General features: G+C 44.2%; 23 protein-coding genes and 1 pseudogene. 12 read left to right on the top strand and 12 right to left on the bottom strand.

Going from position 1 to position 25,896, the window contains the following annotated elements; genetic code table 11:
• The 3 genes from Q0274_RS10555 to Q0274_RS10565 all read right to left on the bottom strand — a co-directional run.
• A partial coding sequence (locus Q0274_RS10555) for a DNA adenine methylase (RefSeq protein ID WP_298029560.1) occupies positions 1-1,001 on the bottom strand: 1,001 nt, incomplete at its 3' end.
• A complete protein-coding gene (trpD, locus tag Q0274_RS10560) occupies positions 998-2,611 on the bottom strand; it encodes an anthranilate phosphoribosyltransferase (protein ID WP_298029562.1) in 1,614 nt (537 codons plus the stop codon). The genes trpD and Q0274_RS10555, both read right to left, overlap by 4 nt.
• A 316-nt stretch (positions 2,612-2,927) precedes the next feature.
• Positions 2,928-4,610 carry an anthranilate synthase component I family protein gene (locus tag Q0274_RS10565; protein WP_298029564.1) on the bottom strand — a complete coding sequence of 561 codons (1,683 nt, stop codon included), beginning with the start codon at positions 4,608-4,610 and terminating at the stop codon, positions 2,928-2,930.
• Positions 4,611-4,737: 127 nt separating this feature from the next.
• Here Q0274_RS10565 and Q0274_RS10570 point away from each other — a divergent pair, with 127 nt between their 5' ends.
• Entirely contained in the window at positions 4,738-5,469 is a 732-nt protein-coding gene (locus Q0274_RS10570; RefSeq protein ID WP_298029566.1) for a YaaA family protein, read from the top strand.
• 225 nt (positions 5,470-5,694) lie between these two features.
• Here the strand turns inward: Q0274_RS10570 and Q0274_RS10575 are convergent, their stop codons facing one another.
• Entirely contained in the window at positions 5,695-6,060 is a 366-nt protein-coding gene (locus Q0274_RS10575) for a hypothetical protein (protein ID WP_298029568.1), read from the bottom strand.
• Positions 6,061-6,352: 292 nt separating this feature from the next.
• On the opposite strand from Q0274_RS10575, the gene Q0274_RS10580 reads away from it, so the two are divergent.
• Positions 6,353-7,084 (top strand): sulfite exporter TauE/SafE family protein, encoded by a 732-nt coding sequence (locus Q0274_RS10580; RefSeq protein ID WP_298029570.1) that lies wholly within the window; start codon positions 6,353-6,355, stop codon positions 7,082-7,084.
• A 352-nt stretch (positions 7,085-7,436) separates the two neighbouring features.
• Positions 7,437-7,817 carry a CrcB family protein gene (locus Q0274_RS10585; RefSeq protein ID WP_298029572.1) on the top strand — a complete coding sequence of 127 codons (381 nt, stop codon included), beginning with the start codon at positions 7,437-7,439 and terminating at the stop codon, positions 7,815-7,817.
• A 571-nt stretch (positions 7,818-8,388) separates the two neighbouring features.
• On the opposite strand, the gene Q0274_RS10590 is transcribed toward Q0274_RS10585, so the two are convergent.
• From Q0274_RS10590 to Q0274_RS10610, 5 genes are all read right to left on the bottom strand, one after another.
• Complete coding sequence (locus tag Q0274_RS10590; RefSeq protein WP_298029574.1) at positions 8,389-9,546, bottom strand: hypothetical protein; 1,158 nt, start codon at positions 9,544-9,546, stop codon at positions 8,389-8,391.
• Positions 9,547-9,614: 68 nt separating this feature from the next.
• Entirely contained in the window at positions 9,615-10,604 is a 990-nt protein-coding gene (locus Q0274_RS10595; protein ID WP_298029576.1) for a hypothetical protein, read from the bottom strand.
• Between the two features lie 76 nt (positions 10,605-10,680).
• Positions 10,681-11,274, bottom strand: coding sequence for a hypothetical protein (locus tag Q0274_RS10600; protein WP_298029578.1), 594 nt, complete (start codon positions 11,272-11,274; stop codon positions 10,681-10,683).
• A gap of 263 nt (positions 11,275-11,537) precedes the next feature.
• Positions 11,538-11,750 (bottom strand): 30S ribosomal protein S21, encoded by a 213-nt coding sequence (gene rpsU, locus Q0274_RS10605; RefSeq protein WP_005869392.1) that lies wholly within the window; start codon positions 11,748-11,750, stop codon positions 11,538-11,540.
• Positions 11,751-11,801: 51 nt separating this feature from the next.
• On the bottom strand, positions 11,802-12,434 hold the full coding sequence (locus tag Q0274_RS10610; protein ID WP_298029580.1) for a hypothetical protein: 633 nt from the start codon (positions 12,432-12,434) through the stop codon (positions 11,802-11,804).
• 171 nt (positions 12,435-12,605) lie between these two features.
• Here Q0274_RS10610 and Q0274_RS10615 point away from each other — a divergent pair.
• The 9 genes and pseudogenes from Q0274_RS10615 (at position 12,606) to Q0274_RS10655 (ending at position 23,756) form a co-directional block, all read left to right on the top strand.
• Positions 12,606-14,918 (top strand): annotated as a pseudogene (locus Q0274_RS10615) (ribonucleoside triphosphate reductase).
• 17 nt (positions 14,919-14,935) lie between these two features.
• The gene (locus Q0274_RS10620) at positions 14,936-15,658 is read left to right on the top strand and encodes an anaerobic ribonucleoside-triphosphate reductase activating protein (RefSeq protein WP_298029582.1); all 723 of its coding nucleotides are present in this window, start codon (positions 14,936-14,938) and stop codon (positions 15,656-15,658) included.
• Between the two features lie 434 nt (positions 15,659-16,092).
• Positions 16,093-17,115: a ribonucleotide-diphosphate reductase subunit beta gene (locus Q0274_RS10625; RefSeq protein WP_177387058.1), complete on the top strand. Its 1,023-nt coding sequence runs from the start codon at positions 16,093-16,095 to the stop codon at positions 17,113-17,115.
• Between the two features lie 147 nt (positions 17,116-17,262).
• Positions 17,263-17,898: a protein-L-isoaspartate(D-aspartate) O-methyltransferase gene (locus tag Q0274_RS10630; RefSeq protein WP_297917640.1), complete on the top strand. Its 636-nt coding sequence runs from the start codon at positions 17,263-17,265 to the stop codon at positions 17,896-17,898.
• Between the two features lie 154 nt (positions 17,899-18,052).
• A complete protein-coding gene (locus Q0274_RS10635) occupies positions 18,053-19,855 on the top strand; it encodes a hypothetical protein (protein ID WP_298029584.1) in 1,803 nt (600 codons plus the stop codon).
• 129 nt (positions 19,856-19,984) lie between these two features.
• The gene (locus Q0274_RS10640) at positions 19,985-20,938 is read left to right on the top strand and encodes a hypothetical protein (protein WP_005869381.1); all 954 of its coding nucleotides are present in this window, start codon (positions 19,985-19,987) and stop codon (positions 20,936-20,938) included.
• A 19-nt stretch (positions 20,939-20,957) separates the two neighbouring features.
• Positions 20,958-22,103 (top strand): FAD-dependent oxidoreductase, encoded by a 1,146-nt coding sequence (locus Q0274_RS10645; protein ID WP_005869380.1) that lies wholly within the window; start codon positions 20,958-20,960, stop codon positions 22,101-22,103.
• Positions 22,104-22,111: 8 nt separating this feature from the next.
• Positions 22,112-22,846, top strand: a complete 735-nt coding sequence (locus Q0274_RS10650; RefSeq protein ID WP_005869378.1) for a glycosyltransferase — start codon at positions 22,112-22,114, stop codon at positions 22,844-22,846.
• Entirely contained in the window at positions 22,836-23,756 is a 921-nt protein-coding gene (locus tag Q0274_RS10655; protein WP_005869376.1) for an aldo/keto reductase, read from the top strand. Before Q0274_RS10650 ends, Q0274_RS10655 begins: the two co-directional genes overlap by 11 nt.
• Positions 23,757-23,777: 21 nt before the next feature.
• Here Q0274_RS10655 and Q0274_RS10660 read toward each other — a convergent pair whose 3' ends face one another.
• From Q0274_RS10660 to Q0274_RS10670, 3 genes are all read right to left on the bottom strand, one after another.
• A complete protein-coding gene (locus tag Q0274_RS10660) occupies positions 23,778-25,061 on the bottom strand; it encodes a hypothetical protein (protein ID WP_040303295.1) in 1,284 nt (427 codons plus the stop codon).
• Between the two features lie 81 nt (positions 25,062-25,142).
• Positions 25,143-25,652 carry a molybdenum cofactor biosynthesis protein MoaE gene (locus Q0274_RS10665; RefSeq protein ID WP_298029589.1) on the bottom strand — a complete coding sequence of 170 codons (510 nt, stop codon included), beginning with the start codon at positions 25,650-25,652 and terminating at the stop codon, positions 25,143-25,145.
• A 15-nt stretch (positions 25,653-25,667) separates the two neighbouring features.
• Entirely contained in the window at positions 25,668-25,889 is a 222-nt protein-coding gene (locus Q0274_RS10670) for a MoaD/ThiS family protein (protein WP_298029591.1), read from the bottom strand.
• Positions 25,890-25,896 lie beyond the last annotated feature (7 nt).

Consider the following 25,896-nt stretch of genomic DNA (forward strand, 5'->3'; position numbering starts at 1 on the left):
AAATTTAAAAGAAACTCCGCCTCACTGATAAATCCTTCCGAATTAAAAGAGATGACTAAATATTTAGCCGGAAATTTAGACAATAAGGCAAAAAATTCATCTGCTGCTTTTGCCTTTTTATTAAAATTCGAGCGATTCCAGTCGTTTGGTATGCCCGATACCTCGCTTAAATTTTTAGGGTCGGGAGCCTTAAAATTTGTGATTAAATTTAGCATAAAATAGTTTGAGCCATAAGGGTGCTGGTTATACGGCGGATCGAAGTAAGCGATATCCAAAGGGGATAAAATATCCGTTAGCCTTAAGGCATCTTGCTGATAAACTTCAAATTCGCTCGTAAAATTTGAAAAAATTGGTTTTTGAAGAGTAATTTTACCTAAAATTCTATTTAACGCATTTTCTCCGCTACCGCCGAATTTTCCTACACCATCCTTGTCTTTGTAAAAGCCCTTAAATACGCCACCTGTATTTGAATGGATGCTAGCCTCGCTGAGCAGAGGCGCTATAAAAAAATGCCTAAAATCTAGATCTATTTCTTCTATTGCTTTACGCAAACCACCGATTATTAGCGCATTTTCACGAGAATAAAATACTCTCTCGCCGTGTTTTATATTAGCGTCATCTTTTGGAGCGTAAAGTTCGCTTATAAAGCTCTCGCTGGGTTTAAATTTTTCTAAAATTTGCTTAAAACTTTTGTCGATTTGCTCTTTGAGCTCTGGCGTGAAATTTGAAAGATAGCATGAGTTTATCACGCGCGAATAATCCTCTAAGTCGTTTGCAACAACGAGGCTCGAGTATGCTTTGGCTGCTCTTGCAACCACGCCTGAACCACTAAAAACGTCTACAAAACTTATCTTTTGTTTTTTTAGTTCGCTCTTTATCTCGCAAAGCACGTTTAAAATTTCGTTTAATATTGCGCGTTTATTACCCAAATAGCTAATTAGCTGTTCCTTTAAAAAGGCAGGATTTTCGGCAATTTCAATTTCTTTTATAGTATTCTTCAAGCTTTGCCTCGCGTATAGTCCTCAAAATATCGGTAAATCTTGCCCGATTTGATCGCCTCTAAAATGAGCGGCTTAGCCTCCGCAGGGCTTGCTACGACATCGGCGCAGTATAGCGCAAACATCGCATTTAGCACGACGATGTCAAATTTCGGCCCGCTAAGCTCGCCTTTTAAAATTTGCTTTAAAGCTTCGGCGTTAGCCTCACCGTCGCCGCCTTCGATATCGCCGTGAAATGCGCGTTTAAAGCCAAACTGCTCGGGATTTACGCGGTATTCTAAAATTTTGCCGTCCTTGACCTCGTGGATTAGCGTTTCGTCGCACAGGCTGATCTCGTCCATGCCGTCCATGCCGTGCACCACCAGAGCGTGCTTGCGCCCCAAAATCATCAGCGTTTCGGCGATGAGCCCGTTTACTTCCTCCAGATAATTTCCCACGATCTGATTGCTCAGGCTTAAATTCGGGTTTAGCAGCGGCCCCATTATATTAAAGACGGTGCCGATTTTTAGGCGGTTGCGAACTTCTTTGACCTCGGCGGTGATCTTGTGAAAAAACGGCGCGTGGAAAAACGCTAGCCCCGTGCGATCTAGCAGCACTCTAATCTGCGCCAGATCGCTAAGTAGCGGCACGCCCAGAGCATCGAGCGCATCGGAGCTGCCCGATCTGCTGGTGATCGCGCGGTTGCCGTGCTTGGCGACACGCACGCCGAAGCTTGCCGCGATAAAGGCCACAGTCGTGGAGATATTGATCGTCTTTAGCCTATCGCCGCCGGTGCCCACGATATCAAACATCGGGCTCGGATCGTCGTAGGTGATCGAGTATTTTAATATACTGCGCACGAGCGCCGTGAGACTGCTTGGGTAGAGCGATTTTTCGCTGATTAGCACGAGCAGCCCCGCAAGCTGCACGATGTCGTAATCCTGCTCGTAAAGCGCCTTACAAATGACGGCGTAATCGTCGCTATCTAGCGGGAAGCCCTTTTGTAGCTTCAACATAAACGGGGCGAAATTTACCACGAGTTTCTCCTTTAAAATTATCTTTTTGCCGTAATTGATGAAATTTTCGATGATCTTTTTGCCGTATTGAGTAAAAAAGCTCTCGGGATGAAATTGAATGCCGAAAACAGGCTTGCTTCGGTGCCTCATCGCCATTATAATGCCGTCGTTTTCGCTCTTTGCTAAAATTTCAAACTCGCGCGGCAGCGTAGCTTCGTCCACATAAAGCGAGTGGTAGCGCATCACTTCAAATTTACGCGGTAGTCCGCTAAAAAGCACGCCATCTGCGTAAATTTCGATCGACGAGCTCTTGCCGTGTAGCGGCACCTCCAGCTGCTTTATCTCCGCATCTGCCGCGTATCCGATCGCCTGATGCCCAAGGCACACGCCCAAAATCGGCACGTCCAAATCCGCACGCAAAATATCCAGGCAGACGCCGCTGTCTTTTGGATGATTTGGTCCGGGACTTAGGATTATGTGCGACGGGGCAAGTTCGCGCACCCGCTCTAGCGTTATCTCGTCGTTGCGGAAGTAGCGCACCTCCTCGTCGCTTAGCTCCAAAATGTATTGATAAATATTAAAAACGAAGCTGTCGTAATTATCTATCATTAAAATCAAAATTTTATCCTTTTTTAGGGCGCTTGCGCCTCTTTAAAATTCTAAATAGTTTAAATTTAACCGCTTTGCGGCGGCTAAATTTAGCGCCGTTTTAGCGCCTCTTGCGTGCTAAATTTAAAATTTCGCCCGCGGCTGCGGCATTACTACATCAGCTGCGACGTTACGCTGCTTTGCAGCCGATATGCATCTCGGCTTTGCAGCGCCGAATGAAGCTAGCCGTAAATTTTAACACTCTCGCAGCGATCGCGCTTTTAAATTTAGCCGAATCAAACTCGCACAGAAAAGCGGTGCGCCCGGCTAGCTAAATTTAAAGCGTCTAAACTTCCTCGCATAGCTCCTCGATCGCCTTGAGTGGGCTTTTGCGCTTTTTGCAGATCTCTGCGTATTCGCTCTTTGGCGAGCTGTCGTAAACGATACCTGCGCCCGCTCCGATAAATACGAGATTGTTTAGCCCTTCGCAGCCGAAATTCTCCGCGCTAAATTTGGCAGCCTCAAACCGCATCGCGCGGCTAAAGCTCGGCTTGCTTTCTAAATTTAGCGCCCCGAGGTCTGCGCGAGTTTTTAAATTTAATCTCGCGTCGCGCTCGCTCGCATGAGCTAAATTTTGCGCCTCGCCGCTGCCATTTTGCGCCGCAGCACCGCAAAACTCCGTCGTCTCGGGATTTTCACCGCTGCAAGCAGCGTCTAAATTTAAATAGGAATTTCGTTTAAAATTCTCGCCCGAGCAGGAATTTTGCGCGTCGCGATTGACGAAGATCGCCGAGCGAATCAAGATCGCCTGCATCACGTCGCCGCTAAAGCGCCAAAATCCGATTCCGCCGCCGTAGATGCCGCGCTCGTAGCGCTCCAGCTCGTTTATGATCTGCATCGCGCGAATCTTCGGGCTGCCGCTTAGCGTGCCCGCAGGAAAGATAGTGCCGAGTACCTCAAACGCGCTTACCCCGCGCGGCTTACTGCCGTAAACCTCGCTTACGATGTGCATCACGCTTTCGTAGCACACGACGCGCATCGCGTTTTGCACCCGCACCGAGGCGGGCGCGGCAAATTTGCCGATGTCGTTGCGAGCTAGATCGATCAGCATCCGATGCTCCGCAAGCTCCTTTTCATCGCTTAAAAGCTCGCGCTCGAGCGCCGCGTCCGCTTCGGCATTCGCGCCTCTGCTGCGTGTGCCCGCGATGGGAGCGACGAAAATTTCGTCCTTTTTGATCTCCATGATCAGCTCGGGGCTGGAGCCCGCGACGCAGCCGTACGGCGTCGGGAAGTGAAACATATAGGGGCTCGGATTGTTCTTTTTGAGTCGCTCGTAAAACTCCAGGCTGCCCAGATTCGTGCCGACTTCTAAAATTTCGCCCAGCACGACCTGAAACACGTCGCCGCTTTTTATCTTTTCTTTTGCAGCCTCGACCATCGCGCTAAAATGCGACTCCTCGGCGCCCAGATCGGTTAAAATTTTAAATTTAAGCTCTTTTTTCTGAGGCTCCCGCTCAGACGCGCTTTGCGATTTCGATCCGCCTTTTATCGCGGCGTCCGTTCTTACGGCGCTCTGGGGCGCAGCTGCTGTTTCGACGGCGACCTGTTGTGAAACCTGCGAGCTAAGCCCGCGCAGACTTTCGTAAATTCCAGTGTCTTTGCCGTAAAAATCGTAAATTTTGCTGATTTTATCGTAGTGCAGGTAGTTTGCGGCGTCGGCGTAAAAAAACGGCGGGAAGTCATACAGCGCCTGCTTCGGCGCGCCGATATTTTCAAACGCGCGGACGATGTCGTAGCCCAAAACGCCGAAAAGCCCGGCAAAGCTCGCGTTTTTAAACTCGCTCGCGCCTTCTTTTGCGCTTTTTACCTCATCAAATTTAAGCCTCAAAGCCTCAAAACTCATCTTAAATCCGTCGAAATAATCGCAATCGATGCCGATGATGACCTGAGCGTCGTCCTCTGCGAGGTAGCTTTGCGGATGCGTCTTTAAAATTTCGCGGTAGTAAAACAGCGGCTCTTCTAAAAGCATTTTTGTCCTTGGAATTTTTAGCGCCATTATACGCTGCTTAGCTTAAATTTGAGCGGGCGGCGCGAGCTTAAGCGGGCTTGAATGCAAGCAAAATTTTAGTAAAATGAGCAAATTTTAAGGAGAGCGTATGAAAATTTTATTTTCCCCAAGCGAGATGAAAAGCGAGCAAAGCGGCGACACGCGCATTTGCAAGCGAAATTTCATCTTTGCAGATCTTTACGAAAAGCGCCTGCAGATGCTGCGCGCTTACGCGGATTTCGTGGATAAAGCAAGCGAGACGGAGCTTTGCAAGCTTTTCGGGCTGAAAAAATGGGATGCGGTTCTGCGCGAAAATATCTTTGAAAAAGGCTGCGCGAAGGCGCTTTTGCGCTACACCGGCACCGCGTATCGCGCCCTAGGCTACGCGTCGCTAAGCCCCGGCGCGCAGGAGTTTGCGGAGCGAAACACGATAATTTTTTCAAACCTTTTCGGCCCCGTGCTGGGCGGCGACGCGCTGCCGAACTACAAGCTCAAGCAGGGCGAAAAATTCGGCGGCATAGACGCGGCGAAATTTTATCGCGACAGCTTCTCCGCCGCGCTGGATCGCTATCTGGCAGATGAGTGCGTCGTGGATCTGCGCGCGGGATTTTACGAAAAATTTTATGAGATGAAGCGCGAATATTTGAGTTTTAGTTTCATCAAAGGCGGCAAGGTGCTGAGCCACTACGCTAAGGCCTGGCGCGGTAAGGTGTTGCGCGAAATAGCTCTGGCAGGTGCTTGCAGCGAGGCGGAGGTGCTTGCGCTGCGATTGGGCGGCGCTTCCGTGCTAGAGATCAAACAGATTGGGCTAAAAAAGGATATCGTGCTGGAAATTTCATAAGGCGCAAAAACCGCTCGGAGAAATTTACGATAAAGCTTGCGGATTTAATGCGGATTTTTGCGTAAATTTAGCTCGGAAAATTTGCCGCGAGTTCAAATCCCACCCCATCCGAAGCAATTTTTCCGGGAGAAATTTGCGGGCGGAATTTCATCGTGAGGATTTTGCGGCGGCTTTTTAGTCTTTTGGCACTTTTTTAGCGGGTTTTGGACGGCCTTAAACGAGCTTTTAGCGGTGAAATTTCGTCGTAAATTTTGCAAAAAATTCGCGCTCTTTGCGCTTGCCCGCTTCGTATAAAATTTTACGGCGATCTTGTCTTGATTTTGCACCGTTTTTGCCGCGATTTTTAGGATACGGAACGCGGAAATTTCGCCGCAGAATTTTGTCTAAAATTTTACTTAGCGGAATTTTGCCGTATAAAATTTCGCCGCGATAGAACCCTGTCGAAAATTTAATCGCGGCAAAAAATATTGCGCCCGCGATATAAACGTAAAATTTTATCTCAAATTTACTCTGAGCCGCAGTCTGGGCGCAGAATTTTAAAATCCGCTGCCAAGCCGCAATACGAACAAACGCAGTCGGTCTAATTTGCATAAAATTTCAAGCCGAAATTCCACTCCTTAAAATCCCGTAAATTTTCAAATTTTGCAAATCGCGCGCTGAAATTTCGAGTCAAAATTCCGCTTGTAAACTTTCAAGCCAAGTCAATTCCAGATAAAATTTCAAACCAAAATTTGGGGCATAAATTTCAAACCGAAATCCCGCGATCAAAATTCCCCGTCTCAAAATCCCGCAAATCCCCCGCTTCCAAATCAAAAATTTCGCAAATTTAGCAAGCTTTAAATTTTAAAGCTATAAACTTCGCTTCAAATTTTAAGGATCAAAAATGCTAGAACTCCCCTTTGTCGGCGTCGTCGTGGGCTTCATATCGGGCTTTTTCGGTATCGGCGGCGGCACGGTCGTAATGCCCGTGATGATGGCTCTGGGATACGACGTCAAGACCGCCGCGGGCATCTCGGTGATGCAGATGTTCATCGTCTCGCTTTTTGGCTCATATCTGAACTACCGCGCGGGCAAGCTTCGCCTAGATAGCGGCATCGCGGTGGGGCTCGGAGGGCTGTGTGGCGCGAGCCTATCGGGCTTTATCGTAAAATACTCGCCAGAAATCGTGCTTGAGATCGGTCTTCTGCTGACGCTTGCGATCTCATTTCTTAAACTCTTTAGCACGAACGTAACGAGCGGCGGCAATGCCGATCCCCACGGCGCAGCGCTGTTTTTCATCGGCTTTGCTATCGGCGCGATTGCGCTTAGCATGGGCGTGGGCGGCGCGGTATTTCTAACGCCCGTATTGGTCGGATTTTTGGGCGTCGATATCAAAAGAGCGGTCTGCATGGGGCTATTTTTTATCGTTTTCGGCTCATTTAGCGCGCTTTTGAGCCTTTCGTACAACGGTCATGTGGATTACGAACGCGGCGCGCTGCTAGCCGTGGGCGGGCTTTTGGGTGTGTATTTCGGTACCTCTCAGGCTCGCCGTGCAAAGCGCGAAACGCAGAAAAAATGGCTACTCGTCCTCTACGTCGTGCTATTTGCGCTGGCGCTAAAAAAGGTACTGCAGTAGCTCCCGCTGCAGTAGCGCTGCAGCGATTGCCGCGCTACGTTTTGCTTTGCCTCAGTTTTGCTACAAGCGCGGTTTAAGCGTTCGCGCTGTTTTGCTACGCCACCCTTTTGCGTCTCGTAGTTTGCATTACCGTCCTCTTGCACTGCGCGCTCTTAGTCGCTATTTTGCGGCGGCGCGTAAAACGTCGCGTTTCGTCGCGCTAGTAAAATTTTAAAACGAAATTTCAAAAAGCGCGAGCAAATTTTAAAAGCTGAATTTTAACGAGCCGCGTTAAAATAGCGAAGTCGCACATCTTTCGTCTTATGAAGGCTAGATAGCGAAATAAAATTTACAAATTTTAAAAGGACTTGGATTGACGAACTTGATTTTAGCAGGGCTAGGCGGCTGTGTAGGCGCGATGGCGCGAGTAGGCCTAAGCGGAGCGATCGCGCGCGCAATGGATCGCGCCGGATTTTGGAGCGCGTTTCCGATCGCTACTTTTTGCGTAAATGCACTGGGAAGCTTGCTGATAGGGTTTTTACTCGCACTAAATTTAACGCAGAGCCTGCGGGTACTTTTTGTCGCAGGCGCACTGGGCGGTTTTACGACATTTTCTACGTTCAGCTACGATACGTTGCAATTATTGCTGGCGCGAGAATTTGCTATAGGCATGCTAAACGCGGTCTTAAGCGTATGCGTTTGTATGCTGTTTTGCTATGCTGGGATGCTTGCGGGCAGAGCGCTTGCAGGCTAGCCGTGGAGCGCATGAGCTTTAAAATTTAGATTGCCTCTCGCCTGCGTTTTTAAATCAAAATTTATTGAAAGTGCCTGCGCTACAGAATTTTATCGCGCGCATGTGCTGCAAAACTTGCGAGCGATGGGCACAATCCCACATGCCGTGCAGTTTTGCGAAAGGGCGCGCAGTAGCTTCGGCAAAGTGCAGTAGCTATCAAGACGAGTAAATCGTAAGACGAGCGAAAAGTAAAGCGAGCAAGAGGGATTGTAGCTAAATAATTGTGCTAGGCGTCGGGCGGGCAAAATCCAGATAAATTTGAAATTTGCGTGCATTCTCTGCGTATCTTGTTTGCCACAGCTTTGTGAAATTTCGCTATTTTGCGCTTAGTTATCGCGACGCCCTAAAAATTTCGCTGTCTTAGCGCGGATAAAATAAACCTAAGCCGAGCGATAAATTTTAAAAGCTCCGCGGGCAAATTTTAAAGCTTGAAGCTTAGAATTTTAAAATTCTCGCGTAAATTTTAAAAGCTAAATTAAAGCGCGCCGAAATCACGACCTTATGTGCCAAATCCTGTGGCGCTATCTTAGATTTATCGCAAGCGACTGCGAGCCCTCTTAATTTCGTTTCTGCAGATTTCATTAACCTGTTCGCCCTCGCTATTTCGCAAGATAACCTCGTAGTCCGTGATTTCGCGATCTTTGTTATATCCCTTGATATATCTGAATCTCGATAAAACTATTTTAAAGGATTCTACATCGTCTAAAGTATACTTATCGCGTAGCTTGACGTAGTTAAAATTACTACTAGTAAGCATATGAAAATTATTAAATTTTTGCTTTAAATTTAGCGTATAAATTGCCGTATGAGGCGTATCGTTATCGCAACGATTAAATTCGCTTTCATCGAAGGCAAGCGCGAGGCAAATTTCATCTCCGCAGATTACCTTTATATCTTTGGCGCTGCTGTTTATACGTATGGTCTGCCGCCATCCCTCGCCTTTGATCTCAAAGATATTGCGAGCAAGCTTTTTGGCTATTTCATCTCCGACATAACCTTCAGCTTCAGATTGATAAGCTGGGCCGAGCCCAGAGTAGTTCTGCTTTTTCGGAAAATCCGCAAGCGGAGTTTGAAGCTCACTTATAGCATTTAAATTTTCCTCGGTGCCTTGTGGAGCCGCAAAAGAGGTGCCCCTCATAGAGTGTAGATTAAAGAAGCCGATAAATTTCCTCACGACCTTATACGCCGTTTGAGAAAATATCTTGGCTTCATTTTTAAAAAGCGAAATATCGTAGATGCCGTAGCTATAATATCCAAGCTCTCTACTCACCCACTTTTCGTCCGGCGAACGATCGATCTCGTCGTATCCGTAGTAGCGCTCTGGCATATCTTTTTGTAGCAAAAAGTCGTCGCTATCGCTGTCCTCATACCTAAGCCAGACCCCAAAATCGTCCTTAATGTATAGATAATCAAACTTCGCGCCTCCTGCGAATTTTTTCTCGCCTAGCCAAAATACGGGTCTTTTGTCTAGACTCGGCAGAGCGGCGACGGGAGGCAAATTTTGTAGCTCTTTTTCAAATTTTTCATCGATATAATCGCAAGCGCTAGTGGGCATACTAGGATCGCAACCCTCGGGCGTATCGGATGAAAAAAGCAAATTTAAAATCACAAATATATACAGCACAAAAAGCACGCATGCAACGCTCACGACCAAGGCGGTAATTTTTAAAATTTTTATAAAAGTTTTCATATCTAAATTTTACCTCGTTGCACCTAAAAAGCATAAAATTTTGCTTTAAATTTGAAATCCTCCGCGTATTATCTGTACGCTTCGCCTATTGCTTCGCTAAGACTTTTTAGCAGTTCGTCCGTGGCTTCTGCTTTGTCGCGCGCGCCGCGATTTTTGCCGTTTGAAGCGCCGGATCCCGCCCCGCTTACGCAGTCTTGCACGAAATACCACCAAAAATACCCGCCCACGTAGTTTTTAGCGTAGCGCGGCATCGTATAATACCGCCTCATCATCGCCCTTTTGCTCACCTGCGTAGCGTCCGACGCCGTGTTTCCGCACTCGCCGATGCCGAGCTTTGAAGCGGGAAAGGCGCTTTGCAGATCTGTAAAAATTTCGCTCCAATCAGGCGCAAAGCCCTCGTTGTCGTCCTCGTAGTAACTTACGAAAAGATAATCCACCCCCTCTTTCATATCCTGCGGCACGAATTTTTGCAGCCACTCGCGCATCTGCGTTTTCTGCGCTCCGGGCGGCGTATAATATGCAGTAAGCGCCGTCTTGGCGCCCTTTTTGTGGATGAGCTCGAAGGCCGCGATCATCTTAGCGGCGATAAAATTCGCATCGTCCCCCAGCCATCCCTCTCCGTTTATTTCGTTGCCGATCTCCCAGATCGCGACGTGGGGCGCAAGCGCAGCGTAGGCGTCCGAGAACCTCTTTTCGTAGCTTTTCACGCTTTTGTACGAGCTCATCTCGTAGGAGTCCACGGGGCAGGCCATTACGTACGAAACCTCGCTAAGCCGCCTAAAAAGAGGCTCGTACTCGCGCGGAGCGATATCTTTTGACATCACGACGCGTACGGTGGGCTTTACGGGTAGGGCTTGCAGGGCGCGCACGATGCTCTGCAGCTTCGCGCCCGAGGCGTCTTGCGTGTCCTCGTACCAGCCGTCGTCGATCGTAACGCCCCAGATGAAGTCAGATTTAAAATTTTGCTTTGAAATTTTATTTGGATTTTCGCCGTAAAGTACGCCGCAAAACAGCGCTCCGCAAAATAGCGCGAGAGATATGTGTTTAAAATAGACCACGGCTTGCTCCTTGATTTTAAATTTTAAAAATTTAGCTCTTTGCCGGTCTTTCCACAACCAATCAAGCAATCAAAATTTATCTTTTGCCTCTAAGATCATAAGAATAATACGAACGAGAAAAACCCTCTACGCTGAACATAGCAAAAGCATTAAGTGCAAGAGCCGCTAAGCTGAGCAGCACCGTAGCGGGCAGTGAAAAGCGCGCCAAAAATGCATTTGCAATAGCAGCAAGTACAAGCGCGATAAAGCAATATGAAAATATCGCGACTCCGCTAGTATCGGCAAGCTCCTGATAAAATCTATAAAAAAACAGAAACGATGCGATAAATCCTAATGCAAGTAGTATTTGAGCGATGATGCCGCCCGCTAAAAATATAAATAACAATACGCCTATAAATATTGCCGCAAAGGCGATGGCTGCGTTACGCAAAAGGCTGCGGCTTGCGGTAAGCTTGGAGATATTATAAATGCTAAAGATAAAAAGCACGAATGCCGCTGCGCTTAGTAATACTCCCAATCCGCCGTAAATTCCTAATAGCAATAGCACCAGTTCGGCTATAGCTTTTAAGGCGCAGGCCGCGATGAAGGTGTATTTGATGAGCGCTACTTCTTTTTCTTGAGGGTTTGAGGGCTGCTGGCCTTGAGTGTGGAGGTAGTCGTTTAAGTCCATGGTTGCTCCTTGAAATTTATGTAGAAGTATATCTAAAAAACGAATAGGTAAAAATAAATTTCAAAATTTAGCGGCTCGCGGGCGTCGTACAAAGAAAGTGCCGCACAAAGGCGGGTAAATTTAAGAGGTAAATTTTAAAATTTAGATCGGAATTCCGGCGCTGACGCGGTGGGTAAATTTCAAGCGGGCTGTAAATTTAAAAAGATTTGAGATATATTTCGCGCGGATCTGCAAATTTAAAATCCGCAAATCCGCGCAAATTGCTACAAGCGGGACTCGTAGCGACGTAGCGTGTAAAGACGTTTAAGCATCTTTTTGCGAGCTGAAATTTTTTGCTTTTTGCGGACTTCCGTCATCGGCTCAAAAAATCGTCTCGCGCGAACCTCGGTAACGACTAGGTTACGATCAGTCTGCTTCTTAAAGCGTCTGTAAGCTTCGTCAAATGATTCGTTCGGATATACCTTTACTCCAGGCACTTTCCTCACCGCCTTTCAAAAAAATGAATCGTGAGTTTAGCGAAAAATTCCTTAAATTTGCTTTTGAAGCGCTTTTTTATACTTCCACACGCTTCTGTTATTGCGAGTATCTATCATCGAAAGCTCTAAAAGTAGGCTTTCGCTTGCCTGCGCGGTAGAATTTTTAGCTGCAGAATTTAAGCTTTTTGCTTTTTTAGATCCTGCCTTACCATCGTTTGCCGCAGCGGGACTTTGCGGTGAAATTTTACCTACCAAGATGTAATCCGGCGCGTAGATCGAGCCGCTTTCTACGGCGTGATAGCCACGGCTTACGCCATCGTTGCTAAATACGAGTTCATCTTTACTTGGAGCGTCGGTGACGACTGCTTTGCCTGAATGCAGCAGTGAAATTCTAATTTTTTTGCTCAAAAATTCCGCATCCACGCCGTGCGCGTTCGTCCCGTCCAGCGGTTCGATGCCGACGACGCTGAATCTACCGCCTCTCTTGCCGACGATACGCTTTGAGAGTAGATCAGCTATGCTTTCGCCTGCGATGCGCTCCAGATATGCGTTTGGATATCCTGCGTGGTCGATGCCTCCTGCAAGTGCCGAATTGCCCGTGCTTTTAGAGCCTTTAAGCGCAGCGCAGCCCGCTAAAAAGGTACATAGTAAAATCACGAAAAAACTTATTTTAAAATTTTTCATAGCATTTCCAAATTTTATAAAATAAACTTCGCGATTATAGCGAGATTTAGTTAAATTTCGTTTTTTATAAGCAAAATTTGTAACGGATATTCCGCTCGTTCCTTTAATTTTGAGTTAAAGATTCCTTGATATACTTTCTGCCAATTTATTCAGAAAATTCGCGGGGTTATTATGAAGAAAATCATTAAAAGAGACGGAAGTTTTCAAGAATTTCAATCCTACAAAATAAAAGATGCTATCAAAAAAGCCTACAAAAGCGTCGGTAACGAGTTTGACGAAAAAGTCTTTGATAACGTAATGAGCGCGATCGTTTTTAAAGATAAATTAAGTGTCGAAGATATTCAAGATTTAATCGAGAAAAAGCTCTTCGAAGCGGGCGATTTCGCCGTTTTGAAAAGCTTCATGATCTACCGCCACACGCACAAGATGCAGCGCGAGCACATTTTGGGGCTTGAGGAGGATACGACCTACATCAACTGCACCCAGACGGTCAATGAATATATCAGCAAGCAGGATTGGCGAATTTTAGCAAATTCCAATACCAGCTACTCAAACGCAGGCCTTATCAATAATACCGCCGGCAAGGTCATCGCAAACTACTGGCTAGATAAAATTTACTCTCGCGAGGAGGGCGCAGCGCACCGAAACGGCGACTATCATATCCACGATCTGGACTGCCTTACGGCGTATTGCGCGGGCTGGAGCCTGCGCGTGCTTCTAAACGAGGGCTTTAACGGTGTGCGCGGCAGAGTCGAGAGCAAGGCGCCGAAGCATTTCCGCGAAGCGCTGTATCAGATGGCCAATTTCCTTGGAATTTTACAAAGCGAATGGGCGGGCGCACAGGCGTTTAGCAGCTTTGATACGTATCTGGCGCCATACGTTTTCCGCGATAAATTAAGTGACGATGAGGTTAAAAAGGCGATCACTAGCTTCGTGTTTAACCTAAACGTTCCGGCGCGCTGGGGTCAGAGCCCATTTACCAACGTCACCATCGATATGACCTGCCCGGATGATCTAAAAACGCAGATCCCTACGCATAACAATGAGCATCTATTTAAAAATTTACACGACGAGGAGCTTTTGGCCGAGGCTAAAAGGCGCGGCAAGGACTCGCTTGAGGCTTTGACTTACGGCGATTTCGAGCCCGAGATGAATCGCATCGTGATTGCGTTTTACGAGGTTTTAACGACGGGCGATAAGTGTGGTCAGCCCTTTACCTTCCCGATCCCTACGGTAAATTTAACGGAGGAGTTTGATTGGGATACTCCTGCAGCCGACGCGGTTTTTGAAAACACCGCCAAGGTAGGCTCCAGTTATTTTCAAAATTTTATCGGCTCGCAATATATCACGAACGAAAAGGGCGAGCGCGTACCCAATCCAAAGGCGTATAAGCCTGGCGCTGTGCGCTCGATGTGCTGCCGTTTGCAGCTTGATCTGCGCGAGCTTCTTAAGCGCGGCGGAGGACTTTTTGGAAGCGCGGAGATGACGGGAAGTATCGGCGTCGTAACGATAAATTTAGCCCGCCTAGGCTATCTGTATAAAAATAACGAAGAGGCGCTTTATGCGAGGCTGGACGAGCTTTTAGAGCTTGCAAAATCGACGCTTGAGAAGAAGCGAAAATTCGTTACCGAGATGTTCGAGCGCGGTTTGTATCCATACACGAAGCGCTATCTGCCGGGCTTTAACAACCATTTCAGCACCATCGGCATCAACGGCGCAAACGAGATGATCCGAAATTTCAGCGGCAACAAAGAAGATATTACGACGGAATTCGGGCGTAAATTTGCCCTTAAAATGGTCGATTATCTGCGCGAGAAGATCCGCTCGTTTCAGGAGCAGACCGGAAATTTATATAATCTCGAAGCCACGCCTGCCGAGGGAACTACGTATCGCTTCGCCAAAGAGGATAAGAAGCGCTACGCAGATATCATCCAAGCGGGGTTTGATAAAAACATATACTACACCAATTCTACGCAGCTTCCGGCAAATTTCGGAAGCGATCCGTTTGAGGCGCTGGCGATGCAGGACGAGCTGCAAAGCTCCTATACAGGCGGCACGGTGCTGCATCTGTATATGAAGGAGCGCATAAGCTCGGCTCAGGCGTGCAAACAGCTCGTAAAAAGCGTAGTGCAAAACTACAAGCTTCCTTATATCACGATCACGCCGATTTTCAGCGTCTGTCATAAACACGGCTACATCAGCGGCGAGCATGAATACTGCCCGAAATGCGACGAGGAGCTGCTTGCGGAATACAAGGCCAAGCAGAGCAAGGGCGCCTAAATAGCGATTTAAATTTTAATCTTAATGAAAGGATGGAGAATGGAATTTCCAAAAGAGTTAGAAGCAAAACGCACAAAATGCGTCGTTTACACAAGAGTAATGGGCTATTTGCGCCCCGTAGAGAGTTTTAATATCGGAAAGAAGGGCGAACACAAAGAGCGCGTCTTTTTTGAAGAGAAAAAAGACAAAAAGCAGATCGCCTAGTCGCCGCTACCGGCCAAATGCAACAAACGCATACGAAGCCGCCGCAAGCCTTAAACCTGCGTAACGCGCAGATTTACGAGATCACGCCGTTTACGATGCTTGATTTTGCTGATCACATCGCCGCGATTGCGTGGTTTTGCGGCTGCAATATGCGCTGCATATACTGCTACAACCCACAAATCGTTACTTCTCAGGGTAAAATTTCAAACGAAGAGTTTCTGCGCTTTTTGGATGCGCGCGCGGGCAAGCTCCAAGGCATCGTATTTAGCGGCGGCGAATGCACCTGTGCGAGCGATTTTATCCCGCTGGCGCACGAAGTTAAGCGGCACGGCTTTTTGCTAAAGGTTGACACCAACGGCTCAAATCCGCAAAAGATCGAAGAGGCGCTAAGCCTAGGGCTGATCGATTATATCGCGCTTGATTTTAAGGCGCCGCGGCAGGATTTTGAGCTCATTACAAAGTCAAGCTTATACGATAAATTTCTGCAAACTCTTAGGCTTTTGCTGCGGCAAAATTTTAAATTTGAGGTGCGAACGACCGTGCATGCCGATTTTTTAAACAAAGCAAAGATTGAGCAGATGGCGCAAATTCTATACAGCGAGGGCTACCGCGGCGTTTATTATCTGCAAAACTTCCTGCCTACCGGCGATAATTTCGGCCATTTAAGCGCACCGCTTGCGAGTTTTGATCCGAGTAAAATCCGCACAGATCTAAAGATCGAACTTCGAAATTTTGATTAAATTTGCGCCGTAGCGCGCGTCTTGCTGCGATGAACGCGATGAAATTTTAATCTAGCGCGCATTGTTTGGCGTATATTGAGCTGCGATAAAATTTCGCCTTGTCGTTTGCCGCAATAGCGCTTGCCGCAGGCATTGGCGAAAAGTAAATAGATGGAATTGCACCGCATGCCTTTAAAATTTCATCATAAAATTTTACCCCAAAGCTTCGCCGTAAAATTTCATTTCAAAGCTCCAAGTATGCAGCCGGTATAAAATTTAGCTTTTGCACGCTTAGTCGCAAAATTCCGCCATGTGCTCCTGCCGAGCTGTGTGCGTCTTATAAAATTCCGCGCAAATTTTACGGGTGAAATTTCACGCTTTTAAATTTCACCTGCAAAGCCTTCGATAAGATTTTTTTCGTTACAATACGCCCTAAATTTTTAAAAAGGCAAAAAATGGATAGGAAAAAAATCTACAACCCCTTCTCCGACGAGACCCTTACCGATCGCAAGGTCTTCGGCGGCAATCCGCAGGGTATTTTAAATTTTACCAAGGCGAAATATCAATGGGCGCTGAAACTTTGGGATCTGATGGAGGCCAACACCTGGTTTCCTAAAGAGGTCGATACCACGGACGATGTGCGCGATTATAACTTCAATCTCACAAGCGCCGAGAAACGGATGTACGATCTCGTGTGGAGCCAGCTGATATCGATGGATAGCTTTCAGACCAACAATCTCGCCGATAATATCAACCCCTACATCACGGCTCCGGAGATCAACGCCGTGCTCGCTCGCCAAGCCTACGAGGAGGCCAATCACAGCAAATCCTACGCCGTCATGGTCGAGGCGATCTGTGAAAATACCGATCTCATTTACGAGATGGAGAAGCACGACGATATGCTCCGCAGGAAAAACGACTACATCTCAAGCGTCTATGAGGAGCTTGCGGGCGAGGTTAGCGACGATAAGCTGCTACTAGCGATGGTGGCGAATCAAATTTTAGAGGGGATCTACTTCTATAGCGGCTTTACCTCGATCTATGCGCTCGCGCGCGCGGGCAAGATGCTAGGCAGCGCGCAGATGATCCGCTTCATACAGCGCGACGAGATCACGCACCTGCTACTCTTTCAAAATATGATAAATTCCGTCCGCAAGGAGCGCGCCGATCTGTTTAACAAGCGCAACGTGGATAAAATTTACGAGATGTTCGAAACAGCGGGGAACTTAGAGATCGATTGGGGCAAATACATCACGGATAATCAAATCATGGGCTTTACGGACGACATCATCGAAGAATACATCCACTACCTGGTCGATCAGCGCCTGCTCGCCATCGGGCTTGAGAAACGATACGGCGCGAAACATCCGATAAAATGGGTCGATGATTTTTCTAAATTTAACGATCAAAAGAGCAACTTTTTCGAGAGCAAGGTCACGAACTACAGCAAAGGAAGCTTGAGTTTCGATGATTTTTAGCGGATTTTGTGGTTTGAAATTTTACTCTGCCGCATCGCGGGCTGAGCGCTTCGGCGGCAGTTTTAAAAATTTTATCGGCTCTGAATTTAAACAGAGCAGAAACTTTCGCGGCTTTAAATTTAGTGTCTGGTCGGGTGGGGGCGCGCTATGGTCTCGCTAGAGCGGCTTCGCTGCGAAAAGATGGCGAACGACATCGCCGAGCAGGTGAGCTTAAATCCTGCGCTTTTTGAGGCGTTTTGTAGCGTCGCTAGAAGTGAGTTTGCCCCGCTTGGAGCGCACGCTTTCAGCCTCAACGCGCAGCCCATTTTGGCCAGCCAGTGGATCAGCTCACCGCTGACGGTCGCGCGCATGACGATGGCGCTAAGCGTCGATCCGAAAGTCGAGAAAATTTTAGAGATCGGCTGCGGCAGCGGCTATCAAGCGGCTATTTTAAGCAGGATGGTTCACCGCGTCTTTGCCGTCGAGCGTGTCGAGCGGCTGGTGGGCGAGGCTAAAAGGCACTTCGCAAATCTCGGGATTTCAAACATCAGCCTGCGCCACGATGACGGCAACGCCGGGTGGAAAAATTTCGCCCCTTTTGATAGGATCTTGCTCTCCGCATGCGCCGAGCGGATCGACGAGAGGCTGTTTGCGCAGCTGGCAATCGGCGGGATTTTGGTCGCTCCGATGAATAGAGGCGGCTCGCAAAAGATCGTTAGATTTAATAAAATTTCGCCAAGCGAGATCAAAGAAGAGGAGCTCGGCGCCTGCGAATTCGTCCCGCTGGTGCAGGGTCGCGGATAGATCTAGCGCGCAGTAAATTTTAAAATTTCCTACCGCCTCCTAACGCGTAAATTTAATAGAATTTGCTTTCGGCTCCACTGCGAGATCAGAGTTTTATTAATTATTTATTTAAATTCAAGTACAATACGCAATTTTAATCTTTCAAGGATGAGTCATGCAAGATTTTAGCAAGGAAAAGATAGAGTCGCTGGTCGCCAGCTGGAAAAATCACAACAAAAACCAATTCTGGCTTAAAAAACAAACCGCGATCTCAAAGTATTTAGGCGAGATAAAGCGCTGCCTCGCAAGCTTTGATGAGACCGAGAACGAGTTTTTGCAAACTTTATATATAAATCTCAGTGACGGCAATCTTAGAAGCTGCAAAATTTTATCTTTGGGCGAGAAGTTCGCGCACGCCGAGTATTTCTTTATGGATCAGTTTTTTGATTCCAATATCAGCGCGTTTTATTACGATTTCGTTTTTAAAGACCGCATCGTCGGCAAAAAGGAGCTGTTTCCTAAAAATGCCGTAAAAAGCGTAGATAGCGTGCTTAGCGGCGAGGACAAAAACATCGTCTCGCTTTATGTTTTCATAGAAAATATCGTCAAAAATTTCAATAGCTATTCGCAGGAGCGCACCGCGCGCGATATTTTTAAACAAAAGCTAGTCAATTTCTACGACGAGCTTTACAGGCTTCTTACGGCGGTGGACAGCGCTTTGGCGATCGATTTTTTCGACGTCGCGCTGCATAATCAGCCCTTCGTGCTGATGGAATTTTTAAAATCCGCGATAAATGCCGATAATTTCTATCTAATCGATAGCTACCTAAGCGACGACGGGATGCTAAATTTAGGACTTGCCGAGGACGGCGATTTCGCACAAATTTCGCGCGAGAAGCTCTATCTGCTAGCTAGCATATTTGCGCAGTGCAACGATGAGTTTCCGACTCTCATTTATCGCGATGAAACCGCGCAAATTTTATCCTTGCTCTACGACGAAAAGGTTGAAATTTTTGAAGAATTTTACGAAGTAAGTTCGCGATTTATCGCGGAATTTACCCCGTATCCGCAGGACGTCGTGGGCGCGGCTAGGATCGTGTATTCGTCGCTATTTTTCGAATACGTCAAAAATTACAAGAGCGAAGAGGTTGCGAAAAATACGATATTTTACGGCGCGATCGGCACCGGCAAGACCCGCAGGCTGCGATCTTTGATCACCGAAAAAAAGCTTGCGACAAAAAATTTCCGCTACGTTTGCCTGCACGAAGGCTTTGAATACCGCGATTTTATAGACGGATTTTATGGCGAAAGTTTCATTAGCGGCGAGTTTAAGACGCTGTGCAAAGAGGCGCTAAACGATCCGAAGGGCGAGTATTATTTTCTGATCGACAATGCAAGCGCTGCGAGCTTGGATAAAATTTTTGGCGAGGCGGCGGTGCTTTTGGATCGCCGCTACGACGAGGAAGACGAGCTTTCGCTTATCCGCACGAAAAATTCCCACGTAATCGATGGCTTTGAAGATGGCGAGAAAGCGCGCGCCAGCGTCGTTTTAAAGGACGGCCGCTCATATTTTGCGGTGCCTAAAAATTTATATGTCCTATGCACTCTAAGTGAGCACAAATGCGTTTCGCCCTCGATCGCAAAGGCGTTTAGATGGATCAGATGCGAGTGCGATTACGGCGCGCTTGAGGATTATTTAAGAGATCGCGAGATCGTAAACGCAAGCGCGGTCGTTGCGGTTTGCAAGGCGCTGAATAAGTTTATCGCCGATGAGGCAAGCGGCCTTGGCGCGATCGGACACGGCGTATTTATGGGGCTAGCTCGCTATCAAAGTGGCGCTCAGATCATGCAAGAAGGGCTAAACGGCTTTTTTGCCGAGGTGCTTGAGCCGATCTTTAGGTGTGATTACGCAAATAAATCTATTGATTTTGCAATATCTAAAGAGCTCGTAGAGATTAAAGATATTTTTAAATTTTAAAATTTACAGGAGATTGGATTTCATAGAAAGAATCAATATATGAGTAATTTGATTTTTATGAATATTTATATTTCGTATATGTATTAAATAATCGGCGCGTATAGCGTATTTGGATAAAGGGAATTTCATATGAAAAAAGATAATTTTATATCAATAGGTATCATTTTTTATGATGATTCCGACGTAAGAAAGATAATAGAGCTTCATTCTTTAATGGAGAGTGTTTATAATTATTTTGAAATTTTAATATTAGATTTTACTAGTGATGCAGAATGTAAAAAACGATGCGACGAGCTAATAAAAAGTATAACTAATACGCGAATTATTAAACTGTCGAATACCGTAGATATTGAAATAGCCCATACGATTTTGATAGAAAATTGCATAGGAGATTTTTGCTGTATTGCCGATTTGGAGCACGAGGATATAAAAGATGTAATCGGTATCCTTGATAAGGCAGAAGCTTTTGATATAGCCATGGGCAAGCGAGAGCAAAAAGTGCGAACTATTTTTGAATCAATGATGTCAAAACTATTTTATAAGATAGTATCTATATTTACCGGCGCAAAATTGAATAGTATGCATAGTGATTTTTTTGTTATAAATAAAAAGGTTATGAATCATATAACGAAAAATGAGGATAAAGTAAAATTTCTGAGGTTGATTCAATTAAATAACGGCTTTTCAAAATGTGATTACTCGTATATGCCTATCGGTAAAGAAAACTATAAAAGAACATTTTTACAAAATGTAAATTTTACTATAGATATTATAGTAAATTATTCAAATAGATTAATTAGGACAGCAACCATATTATCGCTATTCGCATCCACTTTAAATTTATTTTATATTTTGTATGTATTGATAAGCTATATCTTAAATAAAAATGTAGCAAGCGGATGGACTTCTTCAAATTTGTACACCTCTTTTACTTTCTTTATACTTTTTTTGGTATTGGCTATTTTGGGAGAACATATCAGAATAATAATTCAAAATCAAAAAAATACTCCATTATATGAAATTTCAGATGAAAAAAGTAGTTTGACGTTATTCTCGTCTAAAAAAAATGTAGATAAAGAGTAAAATAGGGATTTTGAAGCATATGAAAAAATATGATTGTATCGTCATAGGGGGGGGCTTCTTCGGTTCAACGCTGGGGATGTTTTTGAAAGAATATTTTGATGACGTCGTCGTAATAGAACAAGAAGACGATATATTAAAAAGAGCTAGCTATGTAAATCAAGCAAGAGTTCATATGGGGTACCATTATCCAAGAAGTTTGGTAACGGCTTTAAGATCAATGGCGAATTTTCCTAAATTTATAAGAGACTTTGCAAAGGCTATAAAAGACGACTTTGACAAATATTATGCCATTGCAAGAATCGGCTCCAAAGTAAGCTCTAAACAGTTTTATGAAATGTATAAAAAACTAGGGGCCCCAATCAAGGTAGCCCCTAGTAGTATTAAGGCGATGTTTGACGATAGGCTTATAGAGGATGTCTTTAGAGTAAAAGAATTTGCATTTGATGCAAAAATTTTAAAAGAAATTATACAAGAAAAATATATTGAAACAAAATGCGAGCTAAGACTAAATACTACCGTTTATAATATTGAAAATGGAAACGATGGATATATAAGCGTGAATTTAAAAGAAGATGAAAGCATCTGCGCAAAATTTGTATTTAATTGCACCTATTCCGGATTGAATACTATTTTGCAACGCTCTAACCTGCCATTATTAAATTTAAAACATGAAATTACGGAGATGTCTCTAATAGAGATGCCAGACGAATTAAAGAATTTTTCTATTACCGTTATGGACGGTCCATTTTTTTCAATTATGCCGTTTCCTTCAAAGGGTCTAAATACGTTTAGCCACGTAAGATATACTCCACACGGTAGTTGGATTGATCGCGAAGAATATCATAACGGATACGACGTTCTTAACTCGTATCATAAAAAATCAAATTTTAAATATATGATTAATGATGCGAAAAGATATATTCCGATGCTTGAAGATGTAATTTATAAAGATAGTATATTTGAGGTAAAGACGGTATTGGTTAAAAATGAGATGAATGACGGAAGGCCTATTTTATTTACTAAGGATTACGGGATAAAAAATTTTTCAAATATAATGGGCGGAAAGATAGATAATATTTATGATATACTTGATACTATAAAAGAAGCCAAAGATTTTTTGGGTGTTAAAAAAAGAGATTTTTGGAATATTTTTTCAAATATTTAAGATAGACCATGTTTGTACCCGATATAGAAATAACGATACCCGTTTTAAACGAAGAAAAGACTTTAAAAAATCAAATTCTGAAAATAATAGAATTTTTAGATAAGAATTGCGGTCGCTATGGACAAATAGGGCTTGTTATATCGGATAACGGCTCAAACGATAAAACAAGCCATATAGCGCGGGAATTTCAAGAAAATGACCCTAGGATAAGATATTTAAGGCTTGAAGAAAAGGGTGTCGGTAGGGCATTAAAAGCGTCGTGGTTAAGTAGCAAAGCCGGTATAATAGGCTACATGGATCTTGATCTGTCTACGGACATTAAGCATTTGCATCAAGTGTTTGATGCACTTTTAAGCGATAAATACGATATGGTCGCAGGAACGAGACTTGCAAAAGAATCTGTCGTCATAGGAAGGTCGATTATTAGAAATTTTACGAGTAGAATTTTTAATAAAATTGTAAATTTGAACTTTCGCGGCAATTTTACGGATGGAATGTGCGGGTTTAAATTTTTAAAAAGAGATATATTGGAAGCTTTGATAGAAAATGGAGCGAATAACGATGGCTGGTTCTTCTCTACAGAGCTTTTGGTCGTCGCCGATTATAAGAAATTTAAAATTTTAGATCTACCCATAAGATGGACGGACGATCCAAACTCTAAAGTAAAAATTATTAAACTAACCATAGAATATCTTAAAGCAATTTTTAATTTAAAAAAAAGACTCAAACAAAATGAAGACTAAAAAGCTTATTTTGGGGACTGCTTTGTGGGGTTGGGCGATCTCTAGGGCTGAGGCATTTTATATTTTAGATAGATTTGTAGAAGCAGGGAATTCCTATGTAGATTGTGCTACAAATTATCCTATCAATAAGAGCAAGAAAGATTATGGTCTAGCCTTACGATGGCTATCGCAATGGTGCAGTATGCATAGAAATTCCATTTTAGTATTAGTAAAGATCGGATCTGTCGATAATTTAGGCTCTTCTTCAATAAATTTGAGTAAAAAATATATTTTTAGTGAATACGATGATTTGCTACTGAATTTTGGTAACTCACTAGCTTGTATATCCGTGCATTGGGATAATAGAAAAAATTCTGATTTGATCAAAGAGACGGTATTTGCTTTAAATGAACTAAGGAGCCGAGATATCGATATCGGACTATCAGGGATAGAAAATCCGAAAGATTATTATGAATCGATGCCCGAGCTTGCCGATTGTTGGATTATTCAATGCAAAGAGAATTTATTAACAAATAATGCTAGATTAAAATATCAAAAATTCTTCCCAAAGGCACGCTACTGTGCTTATGGAATAAATATAGGCGGATTAAAAGTCGCGCGAGATGATAGCGTATCGGCTAAAATCCGAGGTATAGAGCATCCAAATAGATTGAGAAAGGTCTTCTACGACGCCTTAAACAATAATAATATTTTATCAGATATCGGTTTTAATACAATAAATGATATTAATATGTCTTTTATCTATACAAATCCTGCTTATGATGGAATAATCATAGGCCCAAGGAATTTAGAACAGTTAAATTCTACTCTTAAAACTTTTCATCTCTTAAATTCTTTAAGCTTAGATGATCGAGTTGACCTAATTGATTTTTTAAGAGGATTGCAAGAACAGATAAAACGCCTTGACTGAGCTATATCGTTTTTAAAAAAGTTAGACCGCTCCGGCTTCATATTTATCCAAAAGAATAGATTTATAAAGTATAAAGACAATTGCTCCAAGCAGAAAAATGGGATTTATCAGAACCTCCAATGAAGTATATGATTTAAAAATATAATTTTTCGGTATTAGTAAAAAGGCGCTTGCGATAACTATAGGCAAAGTAAATTTTGATCTTATATCAAATTTAAATAAAAGGAGCAAAAAAGTATAAAATATAGCCATATAGTATGTCGCAAAAACAGACGATGCAAGCGTATAAAGCGAACAGATTAAGAAAATAAAATCAAAGCTACTAATTTTATGCTTTGCGAATAGGTATAGAGATAAAAGTGCAATAAGGCCTAAAGAAACGGAAATTATCTTATTAATAATCTCTATGTTTTCAAATTTTAAAAATTTGAATGCTCCGAGCAAAGAATTATTAAAGCTATCTCCCCCATCTCCCAAAACTGAGAGTTTATAATATATTTCAACCCCTCTTTTGAAATTTTTAAAATTATAATCCGGATATAAATAGCTAGCTATATTTAAATACACTACAAATAGCGCGATACCAATCAGAGCGGAAAATATGATCCCCGCAAGACCTTTCTTAAAACCATAGTTAAAAAATAATAAACTTAAGAAAAATGAATTAGGACGCATATTAAACATTATGGCCATAAGCACGATCGGCACAATAATATTATTTTTCTTAAAAACACTATAAAAGAAAAATATTGTCATAAAATTTGTGATTATCGCATATATATGACCTCGAGTAAGAGTAAAAAGCATAGGGTAACTAAATAAAAGCATTATAAACAAAAACAGTCGCCTTTTGTCATTTCCGCCGAAAAATAAAGCTAAAATAAATATAGAACAAAATGCTATTGCATAAAATAAAATGAGGAGAAAATTTGGATCCGTGCATTGTAAAATCTTTGCGTTTATAAGTGCTATGATGGTAGTAAGAGGAGGGAGATGAAAGTTAGTAAGCTCCCCTGTTTGCAACTTGTCTAAATTGCCATATTCATTGTTTATATAGTAATTTTGAAACAGTTGCGGCCATTCATGATAGTCTATCTGCTTGTTTCGAAGATAGCTTAAAGCGACTTTGATTAAATCGGCATGCAAATCTCCTGGCGGGAACAAAAAAGTGTTATATGGATAGCTCTCCCCATAGGAAACTGCCAAAAAATTGAAAAAAGCATTCAAGAATATAAAAAATATTATTACGCAAAACCATGAGCTCGCTTTATTAAAATTTAGATCAATAACAAATTTATTCGTCACTATTTATATACCCCTTGCAAGATTTATCTGCACGCAACCGTTCTATAAAGCTCATCATAGTCTCCGGTCGCGCTTTCAAATTTAGCCCAAAAGCCCTGCGCCTTTTATTTTCTGCGAGCGATCTGCCGCGTAGATCCTCTCCCCGCCTACTACTTTGCCGCCCTCGATTTTGCCGCCCTTTACGTCGTATTTCCAGATCGGCGCGGCCGCCTTGAAATCCTCCACAAACTCGTTTATTAGCGCCAGAGCGACCTTACGCTGCGGACTTACGACGCCTGCGACGTAGGAGCTTTCGTGGATAGGCACGCCCCCGTTTGCATGTGCAAAAAGCACGAATGCGCCCTGTGCCGCGACCTTTTGCTGCCACGCTTCGAACCAAGTCCGCAAAATCGGCTCGTATATATCGAAGCTAAGCGCGCAGATGCCGCCCTCTTCGCGCACGATGCCTACGAAAGTAATGAACGCGCCGCAATTTGCGTCCTTAAATTTAGTGTACCAGCGCGATAAAATCGCGTTCACGTCCAAGCTGCCCTCATAAATTTCAGGCTCGATCCCGTTTAAAATTTCTGGATTAAATTTAGCCTCGTTCATCGCCGCTTCCTAAGCTTAGCCGCCGCAAACGGGAGGCAGAAGGCTCACGCGATCGCCGGATTTGAGCGCAAAATTCGCATCATAAATCATCTTATCGTTTACCGCTACGGCGCAGTTTGCAAGCCACTCCCGCAGACTTTCGTCCTTTTGCAGCTCCGCTTTTACCTCTTGCAAGGAGTTTGCGTTTAGGCGCAGGGATTCGCGCCCGATCGGCCCTAAAAATTCTATCTCTACCATTTTTGTC

It is taken from the genome of uncultured Campylobacter sp. (assembly GCF_937973075.1).
Lineage (GTDB): Bacteria > Campylobacterota > Campylobacteria > Campylobacterales > Campylobacteraceae > Campylobacter_B.

Bases quoted from the DNA above. Each gene is read 5' to 3' on its own strand.
- Q0274_RS10625 (WP_177387058.1), top strand. From the start codon at position 16,093: ATGGATAGGAAAAAAATCTACAACCCCTTCTCCGACGAGACCCTTACC.
- Q0274_RS10570 (WP_298029566.1), top strand. From the start codon at position 4,738: ATGAAAATTTTATTTTCCCCAAGCGAGATGAAAAGCGAGCAAAGCGGC.
- Q0274_RS10665 (WP_298029589.1), bottom strand. From the start codon at position 25,652: ATGAACGAGGCTAAATTTAATCCAGAAATTTTAAACGGGATCGAGCCT.
- Q0274_RS10575 (WP_298029568.1), bottom strand. From the start codon at position 6,060: ATGCAAATTAGACCGACTGCGTTTGTTCGTATTGCGGCTTGGCAGCGG.
- Q0274_RS10565 (WP_298029564.1), bottom strand. From the start codon at position 4,610: ATGCTTTTAGAAGAGCCGCTGTTTTACTACCGCGAAATTTTAAAGACG.
- Q0274_RS10640 (WP_005869381.1), top strand. From the start codon at position 19,985: ATGAAAAAAGATAATTTTATATCAATAGGTATCATTTTTTATGATGAT.
- Q0274_RS10630 (WP_297917640.1), top strand. From the start codon at position 17,263: ATGGTCTCGCTAGAGCGGCTTCGCTGCGAAAAGATGGCGAACGACATC.
- Q0274_RS10655 (WP_005869376.1), top strand. From the start codon at position 22,836: ATGAAGACTAAAAAGCTTATTTTGGGGACTGCTTTGTGGGGTTGGGCG.
- Q0274_RS10580 (WP_298029570.1), top strand. From the start codon at position 6,353: ATGCTAGAACTCCCCTTTGTCGGCGTCGTCGTGGGCTTCATATCGGGC.
- Q0274_RS10600 (WP_298029578.1), bottom strand. From the start codon at position 11,274: ATGGACTTAAACGACTACCTCCACACTCAAGGCCAGCAGCCCTCAAAC.
- Q0274_RS10670 (WP_298029591.1), bottom strand. From the start codon at position 25,889: ATGGTAGAGATAGAATTTTTAGGGCCGATCGGGCGCGAATCCCTGCGC.
- Q0274_RS10635 (WP_298029584.1), top strand. From the start codon at position 18,053: ATGCAAGATTTTAGCAAGGAAAAGATAGAGTCGCTGGTCGCCAGCTGG.
- Q0274_RS10650 (WP_005869378.1), top strand. From the start codon at position 22,112: ATGTTTGTACCCGATATAGAAATAACGATACCCGTTTTAAACGAAGAA.
- Q0274_RS10590 (WP_298029574.1), bottom strand. From the start codon at position 9,546: ATGAAAACTTTTATAAAAATTTTAAAAATTACCGCCTTGGTCGTGAGC.
- Q0274_RS10620 (WP_298029582.1), top strand. From the start codon at position 14,936: ATGCAACAAACGCATACGAAGCCGCCGCAAGCCTTAAACCTGCGTAAC.
- Q0274_RS10610 (WP_298029580.1), bottom strand. From the start codon at position 12,434: ATGAAAAATTTTAAAATAAGTTTTTTCGTGATTTTACTATGTACCTTT.
- Q0274_RS10645 (WP_005869380.1), top strand. From the start codon at position 20,958: ATGAAAAAATATGATTGTATCGTCATAGGGGGGGGCTTCTTCGGTTCA.